17 protein-coding genes and 1 riboswitch are annotated in these 19,114 nt (G+C 69.3%); of the genes, 9 read left to right on the top strand and 8 right to left on the bottom strand.

Going from position 1 to position 19,114, the window contains the following annotated elements; genetic code table 11:
• Positions 1-1,783, bottom strand: a 1,783-nt coding sequence (locus VLK61_RS01250; RefSeq protein WP_325417459.1) for a VCBS domain-containing protein, incomplete at its 3' end; no start/stop codon positions are given.
• Between the two features lie 209 nt (positions 1,784-1,992).
• Positions 1,993-2,487 (bottom strand): 6,7-dimethyl-8-ribityllumazine synthase, encoded by a 495-nt coding sequence (locus tag VLK61_RS01245; RefSeq protein ID WP_325417457.1) that lies wholly within the window; start codon positions 2,485-2,487, stop codon positions 1,993-1,995.
• 91 nt (positions 2,488-2,578) lie between these two features.
• Positions 2,579-2,754, bottom strand: a riboswitch (FMN riboswitch).
• Positions 2,755-2,890: 136 nt separating this feature from the next.
• Here VLK61_RS01245 and VLK61_RS01240 point away from each other — a divergent pair.
• A complete protein-coding gene (locus VLK61_RS01240; RefSeq protein WP_325417455.1) occupies positions 2,891-4,468 on the top strand; it encodes an ABC transporter substrate-binding protein in 1,578 nt (525 codons plus the stop codon).
• 10 nt (positions 4,469-4,478) lie between these two features.
• On the opposite strand, the gene VLK61_RS01235 is transcribed toward VLK61_RS01240, so the two are convergent.
• The gene (locus tag VLK61_RS01235; RefSeq protein ID WP_325417453.1) at positions 4,479-5,774 is read right to left on the bottom strand and encodes a hypothetical protein; all 1,296 of its coding nucleotides are present in this window, start codon (positions 5,772-5,774) and stop codon (positions 4,479-4,481) included.
• Positions 5,775-5,888: 114 nt separating this feature from the next.
• A complete protein-coding gene (locus VLK61_RS01230) occupies positions 5,889-6,320 on the bottom strand; it encodes a DUF1841 family protein (RefSeq protein ID WP_325417451.1) in 432 nt (143 codons plus the stop codon).
• A gap of 85 nt (positions 6,321-6,405) precedes the next feature.
• Here VLK61_RS01230 and VLK61_RS01225 point away from each other — a divergent pair, with 85 nt between their 5' ends.
• Positions 6,406-8,652 carry a PhoX family protein gene (locus tag VLK61_RS01225; RefSeq protein ID WP_325417449.1) on the top strand — a complete coding sequence of 749 codons (2,247 nt, stop codon included), beginning with the start codon at positions 6,406-6,408 and terminating at the stop codon, positions 8,650-8,652.
• A 10-nt stretch (positions 8,653-8,662) separates the two neighbouring features.
• Here VLK61_RS01225 and kefC read toward each other — a convergent pair whose 3' ends face one another.
• Together kefC and VLK61_RS01215 are read right to left on the bottom strand one after the other, a co-directional pair.
• Complete coding sequence (gene kefC / locus VLK61_RS01220) at positions 8,663-10,528, bottom strand: glutathione-regulated potassium-efflux system protein KefC (protein WP_325417447.1); 1,866 nt, start codon at positions 10,526-10,528, stop codon at positions 8,663-8,665.
• Positions 10,528-11,142, bottom strand: coding sequence for an NAD(P)H-dependent oxidoreductase (locus VLK61_RS01215; RefSeq protein WP_325417445.1), 615 nt, complete (start codon positions 11,140-11,142; stop codon positions 10,528-10,530). The genes kefC and VLK61_RS01215 overlap by 1 nt, the downstream gene beginning before the upstream one ends.
• 114 nt (positions 11,143-11,256) lie before the next feature.
• On the opposite strand from VLK61_RS01215, the gene VLK61_RS01210 reads away from it, so the two are divergent.
• From VLK61_RS01210 to VLK61_RS01195, 4 genes are all read left to right on the top strand, one after another.
• Complete coding sequence (locus VLK61_RS01210) at positions 11,257-11,874, top strand: ParA family protein (RefSeq protein ID WP_325417443.1); 618 nt, start codon at positions 11,257-11,259, stop codon at positions 11,872-11,874.
• An 11-nt stretch (positions 11,875-11,885) separates the two neighbouring features.
• The gene (locus tag VLK61_RS01205) at positions 11,886-12,344 is read left to right on the top strand and encodes a MaoC family dehydratase (protein ID WP_325417441.1); all 459 of its coding nucleotides are present in this window, start codon (positions 11,886-11,888) and stop codon (positions 12,342-12,344) included.
• A gap of 24 nt (positions 12,345-12,368) precedes the next feature.
• Positions 12,369-13,184, top strand: a complete 816-nt coding sequence (locus VLK61_RS01200; protein WP_325417439.1) for a response regulator transcription factor — start codon at positions 12,369-12,371, stop codon at positions 13,182-13,184.
• A gap of 84 nt (positions 13,185-13,268) precedes the next feature.
• Positions 13,269-15,131, top strand: a complete 1,863-nt coding sequence (locus VLK61_RS01195) for a hypothetical protein (protein WP_325417438.1) — start codon at positions 13,269-13,271, stop codon at positions 15,129-15,131.
• A gap of 19 nt (positions 15,132-15,150) precedes the next feature.
• Here the strand turns inward: VLK61_RS01195 and VLK61_RS01190 are convergent, their stop codons facing one another.
• Complete coding sequence (locus VLK61_RS01190; protein WP_414636738.1) at positions 15,151-16,017, bottom strand: segregation and condensation protein A; 867 nt, start codon at positions 16,015-16,017, stop codon at positions 15,151-15,153.
• A 16-nt stretch (positions 16,018-16,033) separates the two neighbouring features.
• Positions 16,034-16,252 carry a DUF3460 family protein gene (locus VLK61_RS01185; protein ID WP_325417437.1) on the bottom strand — a complete coding sequence of 73 codons (219 nt, stop codon included), beginning with the start codon at positions 16,250-16,252 and terminating at the stop codon, positions 16,034-16,036.
• Between the two features lie 268 nt (positions 16,253-16,520).
• Here VLK61_RS01185 and VLK61_RS01180 point away from each other — a divergent pair, with 268 nt between their 5' ends.
• The 3 genes from VLK61_RS01180 to VLK61_RS01170 form a co-directional block, all read left to right on the top strand.
• Positions 16,521-17,363, top strand: a complete 843-nt coding sequence (locus VLK61_RS01180; protein ID WP_325417435.1) for a hypothetical protein — start codon at positions 16,521-16,523, stop codon at positions 17,361-17,363.
• A 43-nt stretch (positions 17,364-17,406) separates the two neighbouring features.
• Positions 17,407-18,279, top strand: coding sequence for a c-type heme family protein (locus VLK61_RS01175; protein WP_325417433.1), 873 nt, complete (start codon positions 17,407-17,409; stop codon positions 18,277-18,279).
• 57 nt (positions 18,280-18,336) lie between these two features.
• Positions 18,337-19,114: serine/threonine-protein kinase (locus VLK61_RS01170; RefSeq protein WP_325417431.1), on the top strand; the 778-nt coding region annotated here is incomplete at its 3' end.

The following is a 19,114-nucleotide window of genomic DNA, read 5'->3' as shown; positions in this document are numbered from 1 at the left end:
CGTCGTTCAGTGCATAGGTCCATTGCCCGGCCGCGTTGATGCCGTAGCTGCCATAGCCGCCAGCGGTGGCGGCGCCCGCGGCCACCGCCTGGAACGTGTCGTTCGGGTTGTCGACATCGGCGGCGTAGAGGTTGCCGCCGGTTGCCGCCGTGCCCAGGCCGCCGTTGGCGACGCCGCCGGCCTCGATCACCGCGCCGCTGCTCTGGCCGGTGATCACCGCGGCGTCGTTGCGGCCGGCGATGCTGATCGTCACCACCTGGGTCGTGCCATCCACGCTGGTGACGCTGAAGCTGTCGCTCAGCGACTGCCCGAGGTTCAGCGCCTGCACCGCCGCATGCGTGTTGTCCAGCGTGTAGTTCCACTGTCCGGCAGCGTCGACGCCCCAGCTGCCGTAGCCGCTGGTCGAGGCCGTGCCCGCAGGCACCGGCTGGAACAGGTCGTCGGCATTGTCGACGTCGTCGGCCGACAGGTCGCCAGCCGCTGTTGGCGTGGCGGTGAGGCCGTTCGCCACGCCGCCCGCCTCGATCACCGCGCCGCTGCCGGCGCCGCTGATCACCGCCGCATCGTTGCGGCCGGCGATGGTGACGGTCACGACCTGGCTCGTGCCGTCCTGGCTCTTGACCGTGAAGCTGTCGTTCAAACTGTCGCCGACATTGAGGGCCTGCACAGCGGCATGCGCATCGTTCAGCGCATACGTCCATTGCCCGGCGGTGTTGACGCCGTAACTGCCATAGCCGCTGGCCGTGACGGCGCCAGCGGCCACTGCCTGGAAGGTGTCGTCGGGGTTGTCGACGTCGTCGGCATAGAGATTGCCGCCGACCGTCGGCGTGCCCGCGCTGCCATTGGCCACGCCGCCGGCCTCGACCACCGAGCCGCCGGCGTTGCCGGTGATGATCGCGGCATCGTTGGCGCCGCCTATTGCGACCGTGACGAGTTTCTCGGTGCCGTCGACGGCCTTGACCTTGAAGGTCTCGGTGAGCGTGCCGCCGGCATTGAGTTCCTGCACCGAAGGGTGGCTGTTGTTCAGCGTGAAGGTCCACACGCCGCTGGCGCTGACGGCGTAGTTGCCATAGCCATGCGCCGTCGGCGTGCCGGCGGCCACGACCTGGAACAGGTCGTCCGGACCGTCGAGGTCGTCGGACGACAGGTCGCCGGTTGCCGTTGCGGTGCCGGCGTTGCCATTGGCGACGCCGCCGGCCTCCACCGTCGAGCCGGTACCGACACCGCCGATCAGCGCCGCGGTGTGGTCGATCGTGACGTAGGCCCCGCCGGCCGAGGACTGCACGGCGACGCTGAGCTTTTCGCTCATCTGCACGGTCAGGCGTGTGCCGCCGCCGAAGTCGAGCACGTAGTCGCTGGCGACGCCGTTCGAGACCTCGCCCTGGCCACTGCGCGCGACCGAGGCCAGGAAGGCCACATAACCTTGCAGGACGGCCCGCACCGAAGGGTCCTGCCACTGCGCATCGCTGAGCTGCAGCATGACGGTGTCGGTCCCGGAGCCGCCGGTGTAGACATCCAGCGCGCCGCCCGGCAGGTTGTCGCTCAGGGTGTAGACCAATGTGTCGTTGCCGGCGTCACCGGCGAGCGAATCGCTGCCGCTGCCGCCGTCGAGCACATCGTTGCCGCTGCCGCCGACGAGCTTGTCGGCGCCCGCTTCGCCGTGCATCGCATCGTTGCCGGATCCGCCGCTCAGCATGTCGTTGCCGGCGCCGGCGAGCATCAGGTCGTCTGCGCTGCCCCCGTTGAGATTGTCGTTGCCCGAAGTGCCGTTGATCGTGGACATGGAGTCTCCTTGGACGGGGAAAGGCCTAACTTCCATGATGTGTGGCAGGAAGCGTCGCAACAGAATGTACGGGCTGTGTTGCGCGCCGGAGCTCGGGGTCGGCCCGTCCCCGGTTCGGGGGCGCCTGGGCCGAAGCTCCCGTTGCCGACACCCGTGGCGGGTGCTATAGGAGAGGTGATCGCGCCCCGTCCCGGGGCGCCCTCACCGTGTCAGGCCACGTGCAATGCGCGCAGCCGAGCCAGTTGCTCGAGGCAGGTGCGTGCCACCTCGGTGCCTTTCTTGACCATGTGCTCGCTGAAAAAGCGCAGGTGGTCTTCGTGCTCATGGAAATCGCGCGGCGTCAGCACGGCCGAGAACACCGGCACTTCGGTGTCCAGCTGCACCCGCATCAGCGCGTCGATCACCGTCGCGGCGACGAACTCGTGCCGGTAGATGCCGCCGTTGACCACCAGCCCGCAGGCGACGATGGCGTCGTAGCGCCCGCTCTTCGCGAGCTTCTGCGCATACAGCGGGATCTCGAAGGCGCCGGGCACCTCGAAGGTGTGCACGCGCGGTGGTGCATGGCCGCGGCCGAACTCGCGCAACAGCGCCGAGCGGGCTTGGCCGACGATGTCGGCATGCCAGGAGGAACTGACCACGGCGATGCGCGGTGCCGCGGTATCGCCGGCGGCGGGGAGGGAAGTGCTTGCAGAGGTCTGATTCATGGTGGTCCTCGTGAAAGGGGGTGGGCCAGGAATCAGGGCGCGCGCGAACAACGCACGGCCGCTGCATGCACGCATGCGGCGGCCGGAGCTGTCGCGAATCTCTTTCATCCGGACTGTGACCGTCGGCCCTGGCATCGCACCAGGTCTGCTGACCCCGGCTGCTGCATCGCTGCGGCGGCTGGGCGCTCGCGGGCTCCTGCGCCCGGCCCGGGAGAGCCGCTCGCAGATACCGCCGGTGGGGACTTTCACCCCGCCCTGAGATCGCTAACCAGCCGGTGAGGGCTGGCGGGTCCGAGTTTATGCGCAAGGCCGGGGCGGCCGGCTGTCACCTGGCCGACAGCGCGGGGGTGGCGGTGCATGCCTACACTCGGGTCACCCTTTCCATTCGACGCAAAAGACGCCCATGAAGCGAATGCTCAAGACCAGCCTGCTGATCGCAGCGCTGACGGCCGCCGGACTCAGCCCGGCCCAGACCCTGCGCTGGGCCAGTGCCGGCGATCCGCAGACCATCGACCCGATGTCGCAGAACGAGAGCCTGACCAACAACGTCAACCACCAGATCTACGAGTTCCTGGTCGAGCGCGACAAGAAGCTCGGTTTCATTCCCGGCCTGGCCACCGAATGGAAGCAGGACAACCCGCTGAAGTGGACCTTCAAGCTGCGCCGCGGCGTCAAGTTCCACGACGGCCGGCCCTTTACCGCCGATGACGTGGTGTTCTCGCTGGGCCGCGCGGTCGAGAAGACCTCGCAGATGAACGCCTATGCCGGCGCGCTGGGCACGCCGAAGAAGATCGACGATCACACGGTGGAGTTCAACCTGACGCAGGTCAACCCGATCTTTCTCGATCACCTGAACACCGTGTTCATGATGAGCAAGTCGTGGTGCGAGGAGCACAAGGCCACCAAGCCACAGGACTATGCCAACAAGGAAGAGGCCTACACCGCCTTCCATGCCAACGGCACCGGCCCCTTCGTGCTGGTCTCGCGCCAGCCCGATGTGAAGACGACGCTCAAGCGCAATCCGAATTACTGGGGCAAGCTCGACGGCAATGTGCAGGAGGTGATCTACACGCCGATCAAGAACGACGCCACGCGCATGGCTGCGCTGATCTCGGGCGAAGTCGACTTCGTGCTCGACCCGCCGCCGCGCGACCTGGAAAAGCTGCGCGACAACAAGCAGGTCAAGGTCATCGAAGGTCCGGAGAACCGCGTCGTCTTCATCGGCATGGACCAGGGCCGCGATGAACTGCTGTACTCCAGCGTGAAGGGCAAGAACCCGTTCAAGGACCTGCGCGTGCGCACCGCGCTGTACCAGGCCATCGACATCGAGACCATCAAGACCAAGCTGATGAACGGCCAGTCCACGCCGACCGGTGCGGTGGCATCCTCCACCTTGGCCACCGGCGGCGATCCCGAGGTCGAGAAGCGCCTGCCCTACGACGTCAACGCGGCGAAGAAACTGCTTGCCGACGCCGGTTACCCGGACGGCTTCGAGGTGACGCTGGACTGCCCGAACAACCGCTACATCAACGACGAGCGCATCTGCCAGACGCTGGCCTCGATGTGGGCCCGCATCAACGTGAAGATCCGGCTCAACGCGATGCCCAAGAGCACCTACTTCCCGAAGATGGAGAAAGGCGACACCAGCTTGTACATGCTGGGCTGGGGTGGCTCGATCACCGACGCCGAGACCACCTTCACGCCGGTCTACCGCAACCGCGGCGACAAGGGCCAGGGTTTCTACAACTACGGCAACTACAAGGACGACAAGCTCGACGCGATGATCGCCGCGTCCAGCAAGGAAGGGGATCCGGTCAAGCGCAAGGCGATGATCAAGGAGATCTTCCTGACCCACAACGCGGCGGTGCACCACATTCCGCTGCACCGCCAGTTCATCCCCTGGGCCGCGCGCACGAACCTGGAGGTCGTGCACCGCGCCGACAACTGGCTGGAACTTCGCTGGGTCACCGTCGGCAAGTAAGGCGCACGGTTCAGGGCTCCGTCGGCGTTTCGGCCGCTTCGGCCGCCGCGGTGGCCAGCGCGTAATTCTTGCGGTAGCGCGCACTCCATTGCTCGATGCTGCGGCCGCTGTGCGCCAGCCTGTCGTGCAGCGCCTGCACTTCGCCGCGTGTGCCGAGCTGGCGCTGCCAGGCCTGCATGCGTTCGACGCTGTCGCAGCTCAGATCGATGCCCGGGTTCTGAAAGCCGCCGGCTTCGCTGAAGGCATCCTGTTCCTGCTGCAGCGCCTGCAGGCGCGCCGCGGGCCAGCCCAGCCGCCTGCCGATCGCCAGCCCGGCCGCGCGGTCCTCGACGCTGGTGCTGCGCCGGGCCAGGGTGTCGGCCAGCGCGGCGCAGCTGGCTTGCCGTGGGCCGTCGATGGCCGCTGCAGTCACGCAATAGGTGTAGGCCTGGCTGGAGTGGCCCAGCGACCACACCGTCTGGACATCGCGGCCGATGCTCAGCGCCAGCGTGCGCTGCAGCGCCGGCACCGCCGGGCCCAGCGCCTTGTCGACCAGCGTGGGCAGCAGGCCGTCATGCGCATGGCTGTGCTGCGCCTGCGCGGCCCGGCGCATTGCGTCGGCCTCGGCCTCGGCGTCGTTGCGCAGGTTGGCCTCGGCCGCCAGTTCCAGCCAGGACTGCGCGTTGTCGGGATCGAGCCGCACCTGTTGCGCGCGGCTGAGCAGCTGGCAGGCGCTGCCATCGCTGTCGGACCAGGCCTTGCAGCCCTGCAGCGCGATGGCATAGACGATCGGGTCGCGCGAGCCGACGGCCATGCGGGCCAGCTGGTCGATGCGGGCCCGGGCGCCTTGCACGCTGGCGCGCGCCGCGATCAGCAGCGCCGCGGCACGCACCTGATCGTCGGCATGCGACAGCAGCCGCGCTTCGACCTCATCGAGCACGGCATTGCGCAGGCCGATCGGCAGGCGTTGCAGCGGGTTCGGATCGTCCGAGGGCAACTGGACGCGGCCAAAGCCGCAGACCTCGACCTCACCGGTGTCGGGCGGCGGTTGCGGGGTGTTCCGTGCGGTGGGCGGGGGCAGCGCCGGCACCGGCGGCGTGGCCGGTGCGGCAGGGTGCGCCGCGAACGGCAGCATCGCAGGCAGGGCGCCCAGCGGCAACGGCGTGCGCGCTGCGGTGGCCACGGCAGCGGCCGGGGGCGGCGCGGCGACATCCCCGTCGACCCATCGCCAGGCCGTCACGGCGCAGCCGACCAGCACGGCAATCACCAGCAGCCGGCGCCTGCGTGCGGGCGGCCGCGTCGGGGAGGGATCTGGCGGGTGCTGCATCGTGCGCCCCACCGCAGCGGTGGCGACGCCCGCATGGTGTCACCGCGACGCACGCAGCGCTGAACCCGCTGCGCCATTGCGGTCTTTGCGGGGCCTGCGCCCCGCGTGCGCCGATCAGCGCGTCGCGCGCCGGCGCACCGAATCCAGGTAGGCGTGCGGATCCGGCGGCAGGCCGCTGCGTTGCGAGGCCCAGATCATCTCGCCCAGCGACTCCATCACCTCGTGATGCGCTTCGTGCAGCGAGTTGCGCTTCGCGGCCAGCAACTCAACTGCCTGGCGGATGCCGCTGGGCTGGTCGATGCTGCATTGTTCGCTGATCGACAGATGCATCGACAGGTGCAGGAAGGGATTGCTGCGCCCTTCCTCCACTGAGTAGCTGGCGGCCAGGGCGGCGTCGACATCGGACAACTCGGCGTGGTACTCCGGGTGTTCGGCTATCCACTGCGCTGCCAGCGTTTCCATCGCGGACATTGGCTCGCCGGCGTGCTGCTTGGCAAAAGCCGCGCAGAAGAAGCGGCGAACGTCGTGCTGGGAGGGTTGGAACATGCACGAATTGTCGCGGAATCGTCACGGGCCTTTCATCGCCGCTTCTTACGCTCCAGCGCTTTGACCCGCCTGGAGACATGCCTTGATGAAACCCGCCCCGGACCTGCCCCTGTCCAACTGTGACGAAGAAGACTCGAACCGCTCGGCCAACCCCCGTTTCGACACGATCGTGGCCGCGCGGCTCAGCCGCCGCGGCCTGTTGCGCGGCAGCCTGGGCACGGCCCTGACGGCGGCCTTCGGCAGCGTGGCGCTCAGCGCCTGCGGCAGCGACGATGACCCGGTGCCGGCCCCGGCGCCCGCACCGGCCCCGGCCCCGGCACCGGCTCCCACCGAAACCCTGCTCGGCTTCACGGCCGTGGCCAAGAGCCTGGCCGATACTTTCACCGTGCCCGAGGGCTACACCGCGACGACGGTGTTCGCCACCGGCGACCCGCTGTTTGCCGGCGTGGCCGCGTACAAGAACGACGGCACCGACACCGGCTTCGACCGCCGCGCCGGTGATTGCCACGACGGCATGGACTACTTCGGCCTGTCGGCCACCGGCACGCCCGACGCCGCCAGCAACGATCGCGCGCTGCTGGGCATGAACCATGAGTACATCTCGCCGCTGTTCCTGCATGCGGCGGGCCCGTCGGCGATGCCGCGCCCGGCCGGCGAGACCGACATCGAGGTCGATTGCCATGGCGTGGCCATCGTCGAATTCGCCAAGACCGGCGGCAAGTTCGCGCTGGTGCAGAACTCGCCGTTCAACCGCCGCGTCACCGCGTTGACGGAGATCGAGATCGCCGGCCCGGCCCGCGGCCACGCGTTGCTGACGACGAAGTTCTCGCCCGATGCCGGCAAGACCCGCGGCACGGTGAACAACTGCGGCACCGGCAAGACGCCCTGGGGCACCCTGCTCACCGGCGAAGAGAACTGGACCGGCTACTTCTACCGCGCGGCCGGTGATGATGCCCTGCGCAGCGCCAAGGTCAACACGGCTTTTGCGCGTTATGGCCGCAGCGCCAGCGCAACCGCCGCGGCGGCCAGCCGCTATGGCTGGGAGACGGCCGGCAGCGCCGACAAGTACGCCCGCTGGAACACCAGCCAGACCGGCAGCTCGGCCGACGGCAGCGACGACTACCGCAACGAGCTCAATGGCCAGGGCTACATGACCGAGATCGACCCCTACAGCGCGACCTCGGCGATCAAGAAGCGCAGCGCACTCGGCCGCTTCGCGCACGAGAGCGCGTCCTTCGCCAAGCCGGTGGTCGGCCAGCCGGTCGTGGCCTACATGGGCGACGATGCGCAGGGCGAATACATCTACAAGTACGTGTCGACGGCGCTCTGGTCGGCGGCGGATGCCACGGCGACCAACCGCATCGCGGTGGGCGACAAGTACCTGGACAACGGCACGCTGTACGTCGCGAAGTTCAATGACGACGGCAGCGGCCAGTGGCTGGCGCTGAACATGGCCAACACGGCCGTGACGGGCTCCGCGGCCTACCCCTTCGCCGACATCGCCGACATCGTGGTGCACGCACGACTGGCCGCCGATGCCGCTGGCGCAACGAAGATGGACCGGCCCGAATGGTGCGGCGTGCACCCCGGCACCGGCGAGGTGTATTTCACGCTCACCAACAACAGCAACCGCCGGCTGGCCCCCACCGGCAGCCAGGCCAAGGTCGACGCGGCCAACCCGCGCGCCTACAGCGACGTGCGCGGCGCCGCCACCGTGCAGCAGGGCAACGTCAACGGCCACATCGTGCGCCTCAAGGATGCCGGCGGCAATGCCGCCGCCGCCAGCTTCACCTGGGACGTGTACCTGTTCGGCGCCGAATCCACCGCGTCGGCGGCCTTCGTCAACCTGTCGTCGCTGACGGGCGACCAGGACTTCTCCAGCCCCGACGGCCTGGTGTTCAGCCCCAGCACCGGCCTGTGCTGGATCCAGACCGACGACGGCGCCTTCACCGACGCCAGCAACTGCATGATGCTGGCCGCGCGGCCCGGCAGCGTGGGCGATGGCGGCACGATGACGCTGGACTACGGCGGCGGCGTGGCGGTGACCACCCGCCTCGGCAAGAAGGCCACGCCGAGCACGCTGAAGCGCTTCCTGGTCGGTCCGGTGGAGCAGGAGATCACCGGCATGTGCGAATCGCCCGACGGCAAGGTGATGTTCGTCAACGTGCAGCACCCCGGCGATGGCACGCCGGCCTCGGCGCTGGCCGATCCGGCGAAGTTCACCAGCCACTGGCCGGGCAACGCCGGTTATGGCGCGGGCGGCGCGCTGGCCCGGCCGCGTTCGGCCACGGTGATGATCACCAAGAACGACGGTGGCCGCATCGGCAGCTGATCGGCCGCAGTCAGCCCAGCGGCGTTTCACCGTCGCCGGGCGGCTCCGCGGGTTTCGGATGCCAGCCGTGGCGGTTGCGCTGCGCGCTGGCATCGGCGCGTTCCTGGGCCCACAGCTGTTCCAGCTGCTGGCGGCCGGCCTTGGCCAGCGCGATCAGCTTCTGCTCGTCGCCCAGGTGCGGCGCCATCTGCTCGACCAACTCGACGTTGTGCTGCCGGAAGCGCAGCGCCTGCGTGCGCGCGGTGTGCGGCTGCCAGCCCAGCGCTTCGAGCACGCTGCGGGCGCTCATCAGCGCTGAATCCAGCGTCTCGCGTTCGATCAGCGTCACGCCCAGCTGCTTCAGGCGGTAGTAGTGCGTGACGTTGCGCGCTCGCGCCACCAGCGTGAGCTGCGGGAAGTGTTCGCGCACCAGCTTGGCCACCTCGACGCTCTGGTCGACATCGTCGATGGCCAGCACAAACACGCGCGCATCGGCCGCGCCGGCCGTGCGCAGCAAGTCCAGCCGCGACGCATCGCCATAAAACACCTTCCAGCCGAAGCGGCGGATGCTCTCCACCTGCTCGGCATCGTGCTCGAGCACCGTGGCCTGCAAGCCATTGGCGTTCAACAGGCGGCCCACGGTCTGACCGTAGCGGCCGAAGCCGGCAATGATCACCGGCGCATGCTGCGGCACGTTCAGCTCTTCCAGCTTCGGCCCGTCACGGCGGGTGGCCAGGCGCGGCACCAGCCAGCGGTCGGCGGCCACCAGCAGCAGGGGCGTCAGCAGCATCGACAAGGCGACGGCCGCGACCAGGAACGAAGCCGGCGCGGCGTCGATCACCTTCGCTTGCTGCGCCGTCTGGAACACCACGAAGCCGAACTCGCCGCCCTGCGCCAGCAGGATGCCGAACACCGGCCGCTCGACCAGCGGCAGCGGCATCGTGCGCGCCATGAACCACAGCACCAGCGCCTTCACTGCCAGGAAGCCCAGCACCACCGCGGTGATGCGCAGCGGGTACTGCAGCACCACGGCAAAGTCGATGCTCATGCCCACGGCGATGAAGAACAGGCCCAGCAGCAGGCCCTTGAAGGGTTCGAGGTCGGTTTCCAGCTCGCGCCGGTATTCGCTTTCGGCCAGCAGCACACCGGCGAGGAAAGCGCCCAGCGCCATCGACAGGCCCACCGACTGCATCAGCGCCGCGGTGGCCACCACCAGCAGCAGCGCCGCCGCGGTGAAGATCTCCGGTGTGTCGCTGCGCGCGATCCAGCGCAGCGCCGGGCGCAGCAGCAGGCGGCCGCCGAAGATGATCAGCACGATCACGCCGATGGCCTTGCCGGCGCCAAGCCAGCCGCTGCCGTCGTCATCGGCGGCGCTGACGCCCACCGCAAGCAAGGGCACCAGCGCCAGGATCGGGATCGCCGCGATGTCCTGCAGCAGGGCCACCGACAGCACGCTCTGGCCCGAGCGGGTGCCCATCAGGTTGCGCTCGGCCACTGCGCCCAGGCCGATGGCGGTGGACGACATCGCCAGCCCCAGCCCGGCCACCAGCGCCAGCCGCCAGTCGACGCCCAGCGCCACGCCCAGGCCCAGCATCAGCAGCGTGCTGCCGAACAGCTGCACGCTGCCCCAGCCGAAGATCGGCCGGCGCAGCGACCACAGCCGACGCGGCTCCAGTTCCAGCCCGACCATGAACAGCATCAGCACCACGCCGAACTCGGCGAAGTGCAGCATCTCCTGCGGGTCGGTGACCAGCTTCAGCCCCCAGGGTCCGATGGCGATGCCGGCGGCCAGGTAGCCGATGATCGAGCCCAGGCCCAGCAGGCGGGCGATTGGCACCGCGAGCACCGCCGCCGCGAGATACACGAGCCCGATCGACAACCAGTTGCCGTGCTCCATCACGACTCCTGCGGCCGCGCATCGGCCGGCACTTCGCGCAGCTCACAGGCCTCCAGTTCGTCGAGCTCCGGCCAATCCGGGTAGCTGCTCAGTCGGTCGACGAAGACCTGGGCATGGGCGTCGATGGCCGCCTCGCTGGCACGGTGCGCGCCATGCAGCACAAAGGGCGGCAGGAAGCGCAGGCCGACCAGCGCCGCGGTCTGGTCATACGGCGGCAGGAAGGAATCGAAGAAGTAACGGTTGTAGCCGTCGCTGCGATAGGACTGCTCGGGCCCGCCGGTGGTCGTGGCCAGCCAGAGGTCGCGGCCGCGCAGCGCATTGCCGCCCGGACCATAGGCCCAGCCGAAGGCGAAGACCTCGTCCAGCCACAGCTTCATCAGCGGCGGCATGCCGTACCAGTGGATCGGGTGCAGCCAGACCAGCAGCTCGGTATCGGCCAGTGCAGCCTGTTCGGCGGCCACGTCGATCAGGTAGTCGGGGTAGCGGGCGTAGAGGTCGCGTACTTCCATCGATGCGCCGGCCGCTGCGGCCTGGGCCACGGCTTCGGCCATGCGGCGGCAGACGCGGGAATGTTCAAGTTGTGGATGGGCGACGAGCACCTGGATGCGGGCCATGCGGTTCGATCGGGCAAGTGAGGGGGATAGGGTGCCCGGGTGTATGTCCGGTGAGGAGGCCTCCCGGGGCTCTCGTAACATAGCAGGGATTCCAAGCACGCCCAGGAGGGGAGCATGCCGGTGATCGTCGTCGCCAACCCGAAAGGGGGCGTTGGCAAGAGCACGCTGGCCACCAATGTGGCCGGCTGGCTGGCACGCCAGGGCCAGGCGGTGATGCTGGGTGACGTGGACCGCCAGCAGTCGGCACGCCAGTGGCTCAGCTTAAGGCCGCCGCAGTTGCCGCGCATCAGCGGCTGGGAGATCGATGCCGAGCACATCGTGCGGCCCCCCAAGGGCACGTCCTTTGTCGTGCTGGACACCCCTGCCGGCCTGCACGGCAAACGCCTCGATGCGGTGCTGAAGATCGCCGACAAGCTGCTGATCCCGCTGCAGCCCAGCCTGTTCGACATCCAGGCCACGCATGCATTTCTGCAGGCCTTGCAAAGCCACAAACGCGCCGACACCATCGAGATGGGCCTGGTCGGCATGCGTGTGAAGGACCACACCCATGCCAACCAGCACCTGCACGAATTCGTCTCGACGCTGCCGCTGCCGCTGATCGGCGACCTGCGCGACACCCAGAACTACGTGCACCTGGCCGCCCGCGGCCTGACGCTGTGGGACGTGGCCCCGGGCCGCGTCGAACGGGATCTGGTGCAATGGCAAGCCATCCTCCACTGGCTGCAACGCTAGCCACCCCGACCATGAGCAAAGTCCGCATCCCCACCCTGGCCTCGCTGCAGCAGCGCGTCGGCGAGCACCTGGCGACCAGCGACTGGGTGCTGATCGACCAGGAACGCATCAACCTGTTCGCCCAGGCCACCGGCGATCACCAGTGGATCCATGTCGATGCCGAACGTGCCGCCCAGGGGCCTTTCGGCACGACCATCGCGCATGGTTTCCTCACGCTGTCGCTGCTGCCCGAACTGGCCGACAAGTCGATGCTCGTCGAGGACGTCAAGATGGGCGTCAACTACGGCCTGAACCGCGTGCGCTTCACCTCGCCGGTGCCGGTGAACAGCCGGCTGCGTGCACAGCTGAAGCTGAAGGCCTACGAGCCGATCGAAGGCGGCGCGCAGATCACGATGGAAGTCACCATCGAGCGCGAAGGTTCGGACAAGCCGGCCTGCGTCGCCGAAGCCGTGTCGCGCCGCTTCACCTGAACCCGGCAGCACGAAGAGGCGGTCATGAAGGTGCTGCTGATCGATGACGACTCTTTGATCCTGTCGGCGCTGCAGGCCGTGGTGCGCGGGCTGGGCGAGGATGTCACGGTGGTCGGCGTCGACGGGCCGGCTGATGCTCACAAGCTGCTGCAGCACGAGAGTGACTTCGACCTCGTGCTGCTGGACCTGGTGTTCGGCGAAGGCAAGGGCTTCGAGGTCCTGGGCACGATGCGGCGGCGCTTTCCCGGCCTGCCGGTGGTGGTGCTGTCCGACACCGAACGGGTGGCCGAGGTGGTGCGCACCATCGACATGGGCGCGATGGGCTACGTGCCCAAGCGCAGCCCGAAGTTCGACCTGCGCGGCGCGCTGAGCATGGTGATGGCCGGCGGCGTCTACATCCCGCCCGCCCTGCTGGGCCTGGTGCGAGTGGCGCGTGCCGAGGAGCCCGGCGACACCGTGCCCTCGGTGATGCGGCCGGGCGGCCCGGACGAGCCGGCGGCCAACGATGCCGAGGCCGCCGCGCCGGCGATCGACATCGACCCCTCGGCCGCCGTGGCGGCAGAGGCTGCCGCCCCGTACCTGCCGCCGCGCGCGGCGCCGAATTTCGACTCGCTGGGCCTCACGCCGCGCCAGCGCGAGGTGCTGGCGCTGCTGCTGCGCGGCCTGCCGAACAAGCTGATCGCGCGTGAGCTGAACCTGTCGGTCGACACCGTCAAGGACCACGTCGCCGCGGTGCTGCGCGCGCTGGGCGTGAGCTCGCGCACGCAGGCCGTGCTGGCGGTGAGCCAGATCACGCTGGTCGAGCAGGGCATGCCGGGCTGGCGGGCACCGGACCGCTGAAACGATGCGAGCCGACAGCGGGCCGACGGCACGCGCCGGTGTCGTGCCGCCAGGGTGCGCGCTTTGACGGCGGCCCTGCACCCGGTGCCGGTCATGCTGCCGCTGGCCTTCGAGCTCGAACGCGGCGGCGAGATCGACGCGCAGGCCAGCCTGCCCACCGTCTGGCCGGTGGCGGCGGCGCTGCGCTCGGCCGAGCTGCTGCGCCACTTCGAGGCCGACTGGGCCGCCTGGTACGGGCCGCTGCTGGCGCCGCACGCCGCGGCGATCGCTGCGCAGCTGGCCGAAGAGGCCGCGCTGGCTCAGCGCCTGGGCGGACTGCCGGGCACCGAACATCCGCTGGCCTGGGGCGGCCCGGTGCAGCAGCCCGAACGCAGCGGCCGGCTGTGCGCCGTGCAGCTGCCCCTGTGGTGGGCGTTTCCGGTGCTGCGCAAGCGCAGCCGGCGCTTGCGCATCAGCACGACGCCGGCCGACATCGCGGCACTGTGGCCGCAGGTGCAGCCCCTGCTGACGCCTGAATGGCGCGGCCAGGCCGGGCTCTCGCTGCGGCTGGAGCTGGAGACCCGCCTGTACTGGGGCGCAATGGCCGAGCGCACCGCGCAGCCCGGCGGTGTGCGCTGGCGACCTTGCCGCGTGCGGGCCGATGCGGTGACGGCCCTGCCGCCGGCATCGGCCGAGGCGGTGAGCGCCCTTGAACGGCGCTTGCGCGGTGGCGTGGGCCTGCTGGTGGTGGTGCCGGTGCTGCTGCTGGAGAGGCCACCGCCCGCGGCCGGTCCCTTGCATCGCGGTTTGGGTCAAGGCCTGCACCAGGGGCTGCGCCACCTGCGGCGGCGCCTCGGGGCAGCGCCGTTGGAGGAGCGCGAACCCGGCCTGGTCCAGCGCTGGTGGAACGATGAGGCCTGGTGGGCACGCGCCTGGCCGGCGGAGCGCCTGGGCGAGCCGGCGCTGCGCCGCGCGCTGAAGCAAGGTGCGCTGCTGCAGCCGGCCAGCCGCCTGGCGCTGCGCCATGCCGCCGGTGGCTTGCAGAAGGAGCATGTGCTGCTGCTGCACGGTGGGCAGGCCTCGGTGCGCAGCAACTTCGGCGATCTGCTGGTCGCCGACCCGGGGACCGATGCGCGGGTCGAGCACGGCCCGCTGTGGCCCGGCCTGCCGCTGCTCGATGCCGTGGCCACCTGGCGTTTCGAGCACGATGGCTGGCGTGCGATCGACGCGCGGGTGGCCGCGCTGGCCGCGGCGATCAAGCAGCAGATCCTGGGTCCGGCCGCGGCCGGGCGAGGTGGCGGCCGCACCGGCGGCCGCATCGTGCTGCTGGCCCATGGCCAGGGCGGGCTGGTGGCGCGCTTTGCGCTGGACGCCTGGCGTGAACGCTGGGCCGCCCTCGGCTGGCGGGTGGAGGCCATCACGCTGGGCACACCGCACCTGGGCAGCAGCGTGCCGCAGGACCGCGGCTGCCGCCTCATGCTCGGGGCCGCGGTCGACGCGGCGGCCTGCGCTGCCGGCAGCGTCAGCCGCGCATCGCTGGCCGAGCGCGTGCGGCAGGAGCGCTGGTGGGCGCAAACGCTGCCGCCCGGCCTGGCCGACGCGCAGCCCGACGGCGTGCGCCGCCTGGCCGGCGGCGACGCGGCGCGCCTGCCGCCGGGCCTGTGGCTGCTGGGCGGCGTGTGGGGTGCGCCGGACCTGGAGGGCGCGAGCCTGCGCCCGACCTGGCTGGTCGACGACCCCGCGGAGCGCCCCGCCACCGGGGATGGTTTTGTCGCACGCGACTCGGCGCTGGCCGGCCGCACCCCGATCACCGGCGCCGCCGGCCCGCAGCCGCCGCCTGACGATGGCGTGCTGGCCTTCGACGTCTCACCCGTCACGCATGCCAGCTACCTGGCGCAGCCCGCGGCGCGCCAGGTGGTGCAGCGCGGGCTGCTGCATCTGCTGGGCCGCGAAGGCTCCTGGGCCTAGGAAGAGCGCCTCGCGGGGGTCATCCCGCCGGCTGATACGCCAAGCGCACGTAGATAGGCGCAAAGGCCTCGGCCTGCGTCACTTCCAGCAGGTGCTCGCGCGCCAGTTCCAGCATCGCGATGAAGGTCACGACCATGACCGCCGGCCCGCGCTGGGCGTCGAACAGGTCCTGGAACTCGACGAAGCGCTGGCCCTGCAGCCGGCGCAGCACGATGCTCATGTGCTCGCGCACCGACAACTGCTCGCGGCTGATCTTGTGGTGCTGGTTGAGCTTGGCGCGCTTGAGGATGTCCAGCCAGGCCTCGCGCAGGTCCACCACCTCGACATCCGGGAAGCGTGGCTGCAGGCTCTGCTCGATCGTCACCTGCGCGCGCAGGAAGTCGCGGCCGATCACCGGCAGCCGGTCCAGTCGCGCGGCGGCGAGCTTGATTTGCTCGTATTCCAGCAGCCGGCGCACCAGCTCGGCGCGCGGGTCTTCGGGCTCCTCGCCTTCGGCCACCTTCTTCGGCGGCAGCAGCATGCGCGACTTGATCTCGATCAGCATCGCCGCCATCAGCAGGTATTCGCTGGCCAGCTCGAGGTTGTGGTTGCGGATCTGCTCAACGTAGGTCAGGTACTGGCGCGTCACGCTGGCCAGCGGGATGTCGAGGATGTTGAAGTTCTGCTTGCGGATCAGGTACAGCAACAGGTCCAGCGGGCCTTCGAAGGCTTCGAGAAAGACCTCCAGCGCATCCGGCGGGATGTACAGGTCCGTCGGCATGCGGAACAGCGGCTCGCCATACAGCCGGGCCACCGCCACGCCGTCCACCGGCAGCACGGCGGCGGCGGCGGGCGCAGGGGGCAACTCGCCGGGGACGTCCAGCGCGCTGGCAGCGGTTTGCGACACGGGCGGGGCGCGCGGCTTACTTGCTGCGCGCCGGCGTGGTGGTGGTCTGGTAGACGTAGGGCTGCTGCGGCACCTGCGCATCCTTGTAGTCGGCCTGGGCTTCGCGGTCGATCGTGCGGTCCCACAGCAGTGCGCGGCCGGCGCGCTGTTCGGCTTCGAGCGAGGGCTTCTTGGCCCTCAGTTCGTCGATGAAGGCGGTCACGTCGGATTTGTAGGGCTTCCAGAACAGCGGCATGGCAGGCGATCGACGGGGTGGACGCCGAGAGGCGGGAACCCGGCATTTTAGGACGCATGGCGTGGCCGGCGTGTTGGATGCACGCCGAAGCGGCGGCGGCCGGACGGCGGCAGGCATTTGGTCACTCCATCAACGAGGGTGTGACGCGCTACCATCAACCGCTCGCCCCACGACGCGGGCTCGCACGCATTTCAGGAGCAGGTCGTTGCGCGGTATGTTGGGTTCGCGACAAGGTATTTGGGCATGGCTGCCACAAGGGCTGTGGGCCGTGCTGTGGCTGCTGGCCGCCAACCTGGCGCAGGCGGCGGAGAGCGGCGCGCTGCTCACCATCGTCGAAGGTCCGGCCACGGTGATCGATGGCGCACGCAGCCTGACGGCGGTGCCCGGGCTGAAGCTCGGTGCCGCAACGCTGATCGACACCACGCCCGCCACCAACCTGCTGCGGGTGGAATTCGCCGATGGCAGCACGCTGGACATCGGCCCCGACAGCCATGTGATGCTGATGCCGCCCGGCCTGGCCGGCTCAGGCCCGAAGGCGCCGGCCTTCTACCTGCTGCAGGGCTGGGCCAAGCACAGCACGGCCGGGCGTGCCGACGGCGCGACCGGCGCCGGCCAGCTGGCGCCGCAGCTGGAGTTGCTGCAGGTGGCCGGCGTGATGGTCGGACGCGTGAGCGCTGACGAAGCGATGCTGTTCGTCGAAAGCGGCCGCGCGCAGCTGCTCGAGCGCAAGCTCAAGGGCTCGGCGACGCTGGGCCTGAAGGCCGGCGAGCTGTACAGCCGCAGCGGCAGCGACAAGGGCACGGTGGTGCCGCGGCCGACCGCGGCCTTCCTGCAAGGCCTGCCGCGCAGCTTCCGCGACACGCTGCCGCCGCTGGCCGCAAAGTTCAAGGGCAAGCCCGTCGAGCCGAAAGCGACGCCGGCGCCGGCGTATGCCGCGCTGAAGCCCTGGCTCAGCGCCGAGCCGGTGATCCGCCGTGAATTCCCCCGGCGCTTTGGCGCACTGGCCAAGGACCCTGCGTTCCGCGAGGCGCTGGTCAAGAACCTGTCCAGCCACCCCGAATGGGAACCGGTGCTGTTCCCGCCGAAGCCGGCCTCCAACGCGTTCCGCTGATGCCGCGGCCCGCTCCCTCCACCTGCCACCCACGACAACGACCATGAAACTGCTGCTCAAGTTCAACCTCATCTACATCCTGGTGATGGCCCTGGGCGTCGGCGTCAGCGGCTACATCAGCCGCGATCTGCTGCAGCAGCATGCGCAGGAAGAAGTGCTCAACAGCGCGCGGCAGATGATGGACAGCGCGCTGGCGGTGCGCGGCTACACCGCGGGCCAGATCACCAAGCTGCTGGAAACGCAGATGAAGTACGAGTTCCTGCCGCAGTCGGTACCCAGCTACTCGGCCACCGAGGTGCTGGGCACCTTGCAGACCAAGTACAAGGAATACAGCTACAAGGAAGCCACGCTGAACCCGACCAACCCGCGCGACCGCGCCACGGGCTGGGAGGTGGACATCGTGAATCAGTTCCGCAACAACGCGGACCTGACCGAATTCTCCGGCCAGCGCGACACGCCGGCCGGCCGCTCGCTCTACATCGCCAAGCCGGTGCGCATCACCAACCCGGCCTGCCTGCAATGCCACAGCAGCGTGGATGCGGCGCCCAAGACCATGGTCGACAAGTACGGCCCGGCCAATGGCTTCGGCTGGAATCTGAATGAAGTGGTGTCGGCGCAGATCATGTCGGTGCCGATGGACCTGCCGCTCAAGCGCGCCGAGCAGACCTTCAAGGTCTTCATCGGTTCGCTGATCGGCGTCTTCGTCGTCGTCGGCCTGGTGCTGAACCTGATGATCTGGTTCGTCGTCGTACGGCCGGTCACGCAACTGTCCTCGCTGGCCGACCGGGTCAGCCAGGGCGACCTCGAAGCGCCCGAATTCGCGAGAAAGAGCCGTGACGAAATCGGCGTTCTCGCCGATTCCTTCGCCCGCATGCGCGCCAGCGTCGTCCAGGCGATGAAGATGCTGGACAACTGAGCCGATACAAGTTCGGCTGCCGCGTCCAAACCTCGTCCCTTGCCGTAAGTCTGCGCCGTGAACCACCCCGAAAGACTGGGCAAGTACCAGATCACCGAAGTGCTCGGACAGGGCGCGATGGGTGTTGTCTACAAAGGCTACGACCCGGACATCAGGCGCGTGGTGGCGTTGAAGACGATCCGCCGGCAGTTCGACGACGGCAGCGAATCCGGCGCGACGATCGCCGCGCGCTTTCGCAACGAGGCGCAGGCCGCGGGCCGCTTGCTGCACCCGGGCATCGTCGGCGTCTACGATTTCGGCGAAGACCAGTCGGTCGCGTTCATCGCGATGGAATACGTCGAAGGCAATACGCTGGCGCACTACCTCACCAGCCAGGTGCGCTTCACCGACGACGACATCCTGAGCGTGGCCACGCAGTTGCTCGATGCACTGGAACATGCGCACGAGCGCGGCGTCTGGCATCGCGACGTCAAACCGGCCAACCTGATCATGACGCGCGCCGGCAAGCTGAAGGTGGCCGATTTCGGCATCGCGCGCGTCGACGCCGCGGGCCTGACCCAGGCCAACAGCGTGATCGGCACGCCGATGTACATGGCGCCCGAGCAGTTCGTCGGCTCGGCCATCGACGCGCGGGTGGACATCTATGCCGCTGGCGTGGTGCTCTACCAGTTGATCGCCGGCCGCGCGCCCTTTGTCGGCACGCCCGAGGCGCTGATGTACAAGGTGGTGCACGAAGTGGCGCCACCGCCTTCGCTGGTGGAGGGCGCCAACCGCACCGACCGCTTCGACGCGGTGGTCAGCACCGCGATGTCCAAGCACCCGGACCGGCGCTATG

The sequence above is a fragment of the Aquabacterium sp. genome (assembly GCF_035476535.1).
Classification (GTDB): Bacteria; Pseudomonadota; Gammaproteobacteria; order Burkholderiales; family Burkholderiaceae_C; genus Pseudaquabacterium.
The sequence above is the reverse complement of the archived record's forward strand: the minus strand, read 5'-3'. Positions and strand labels throughout refer to the sequence as shown.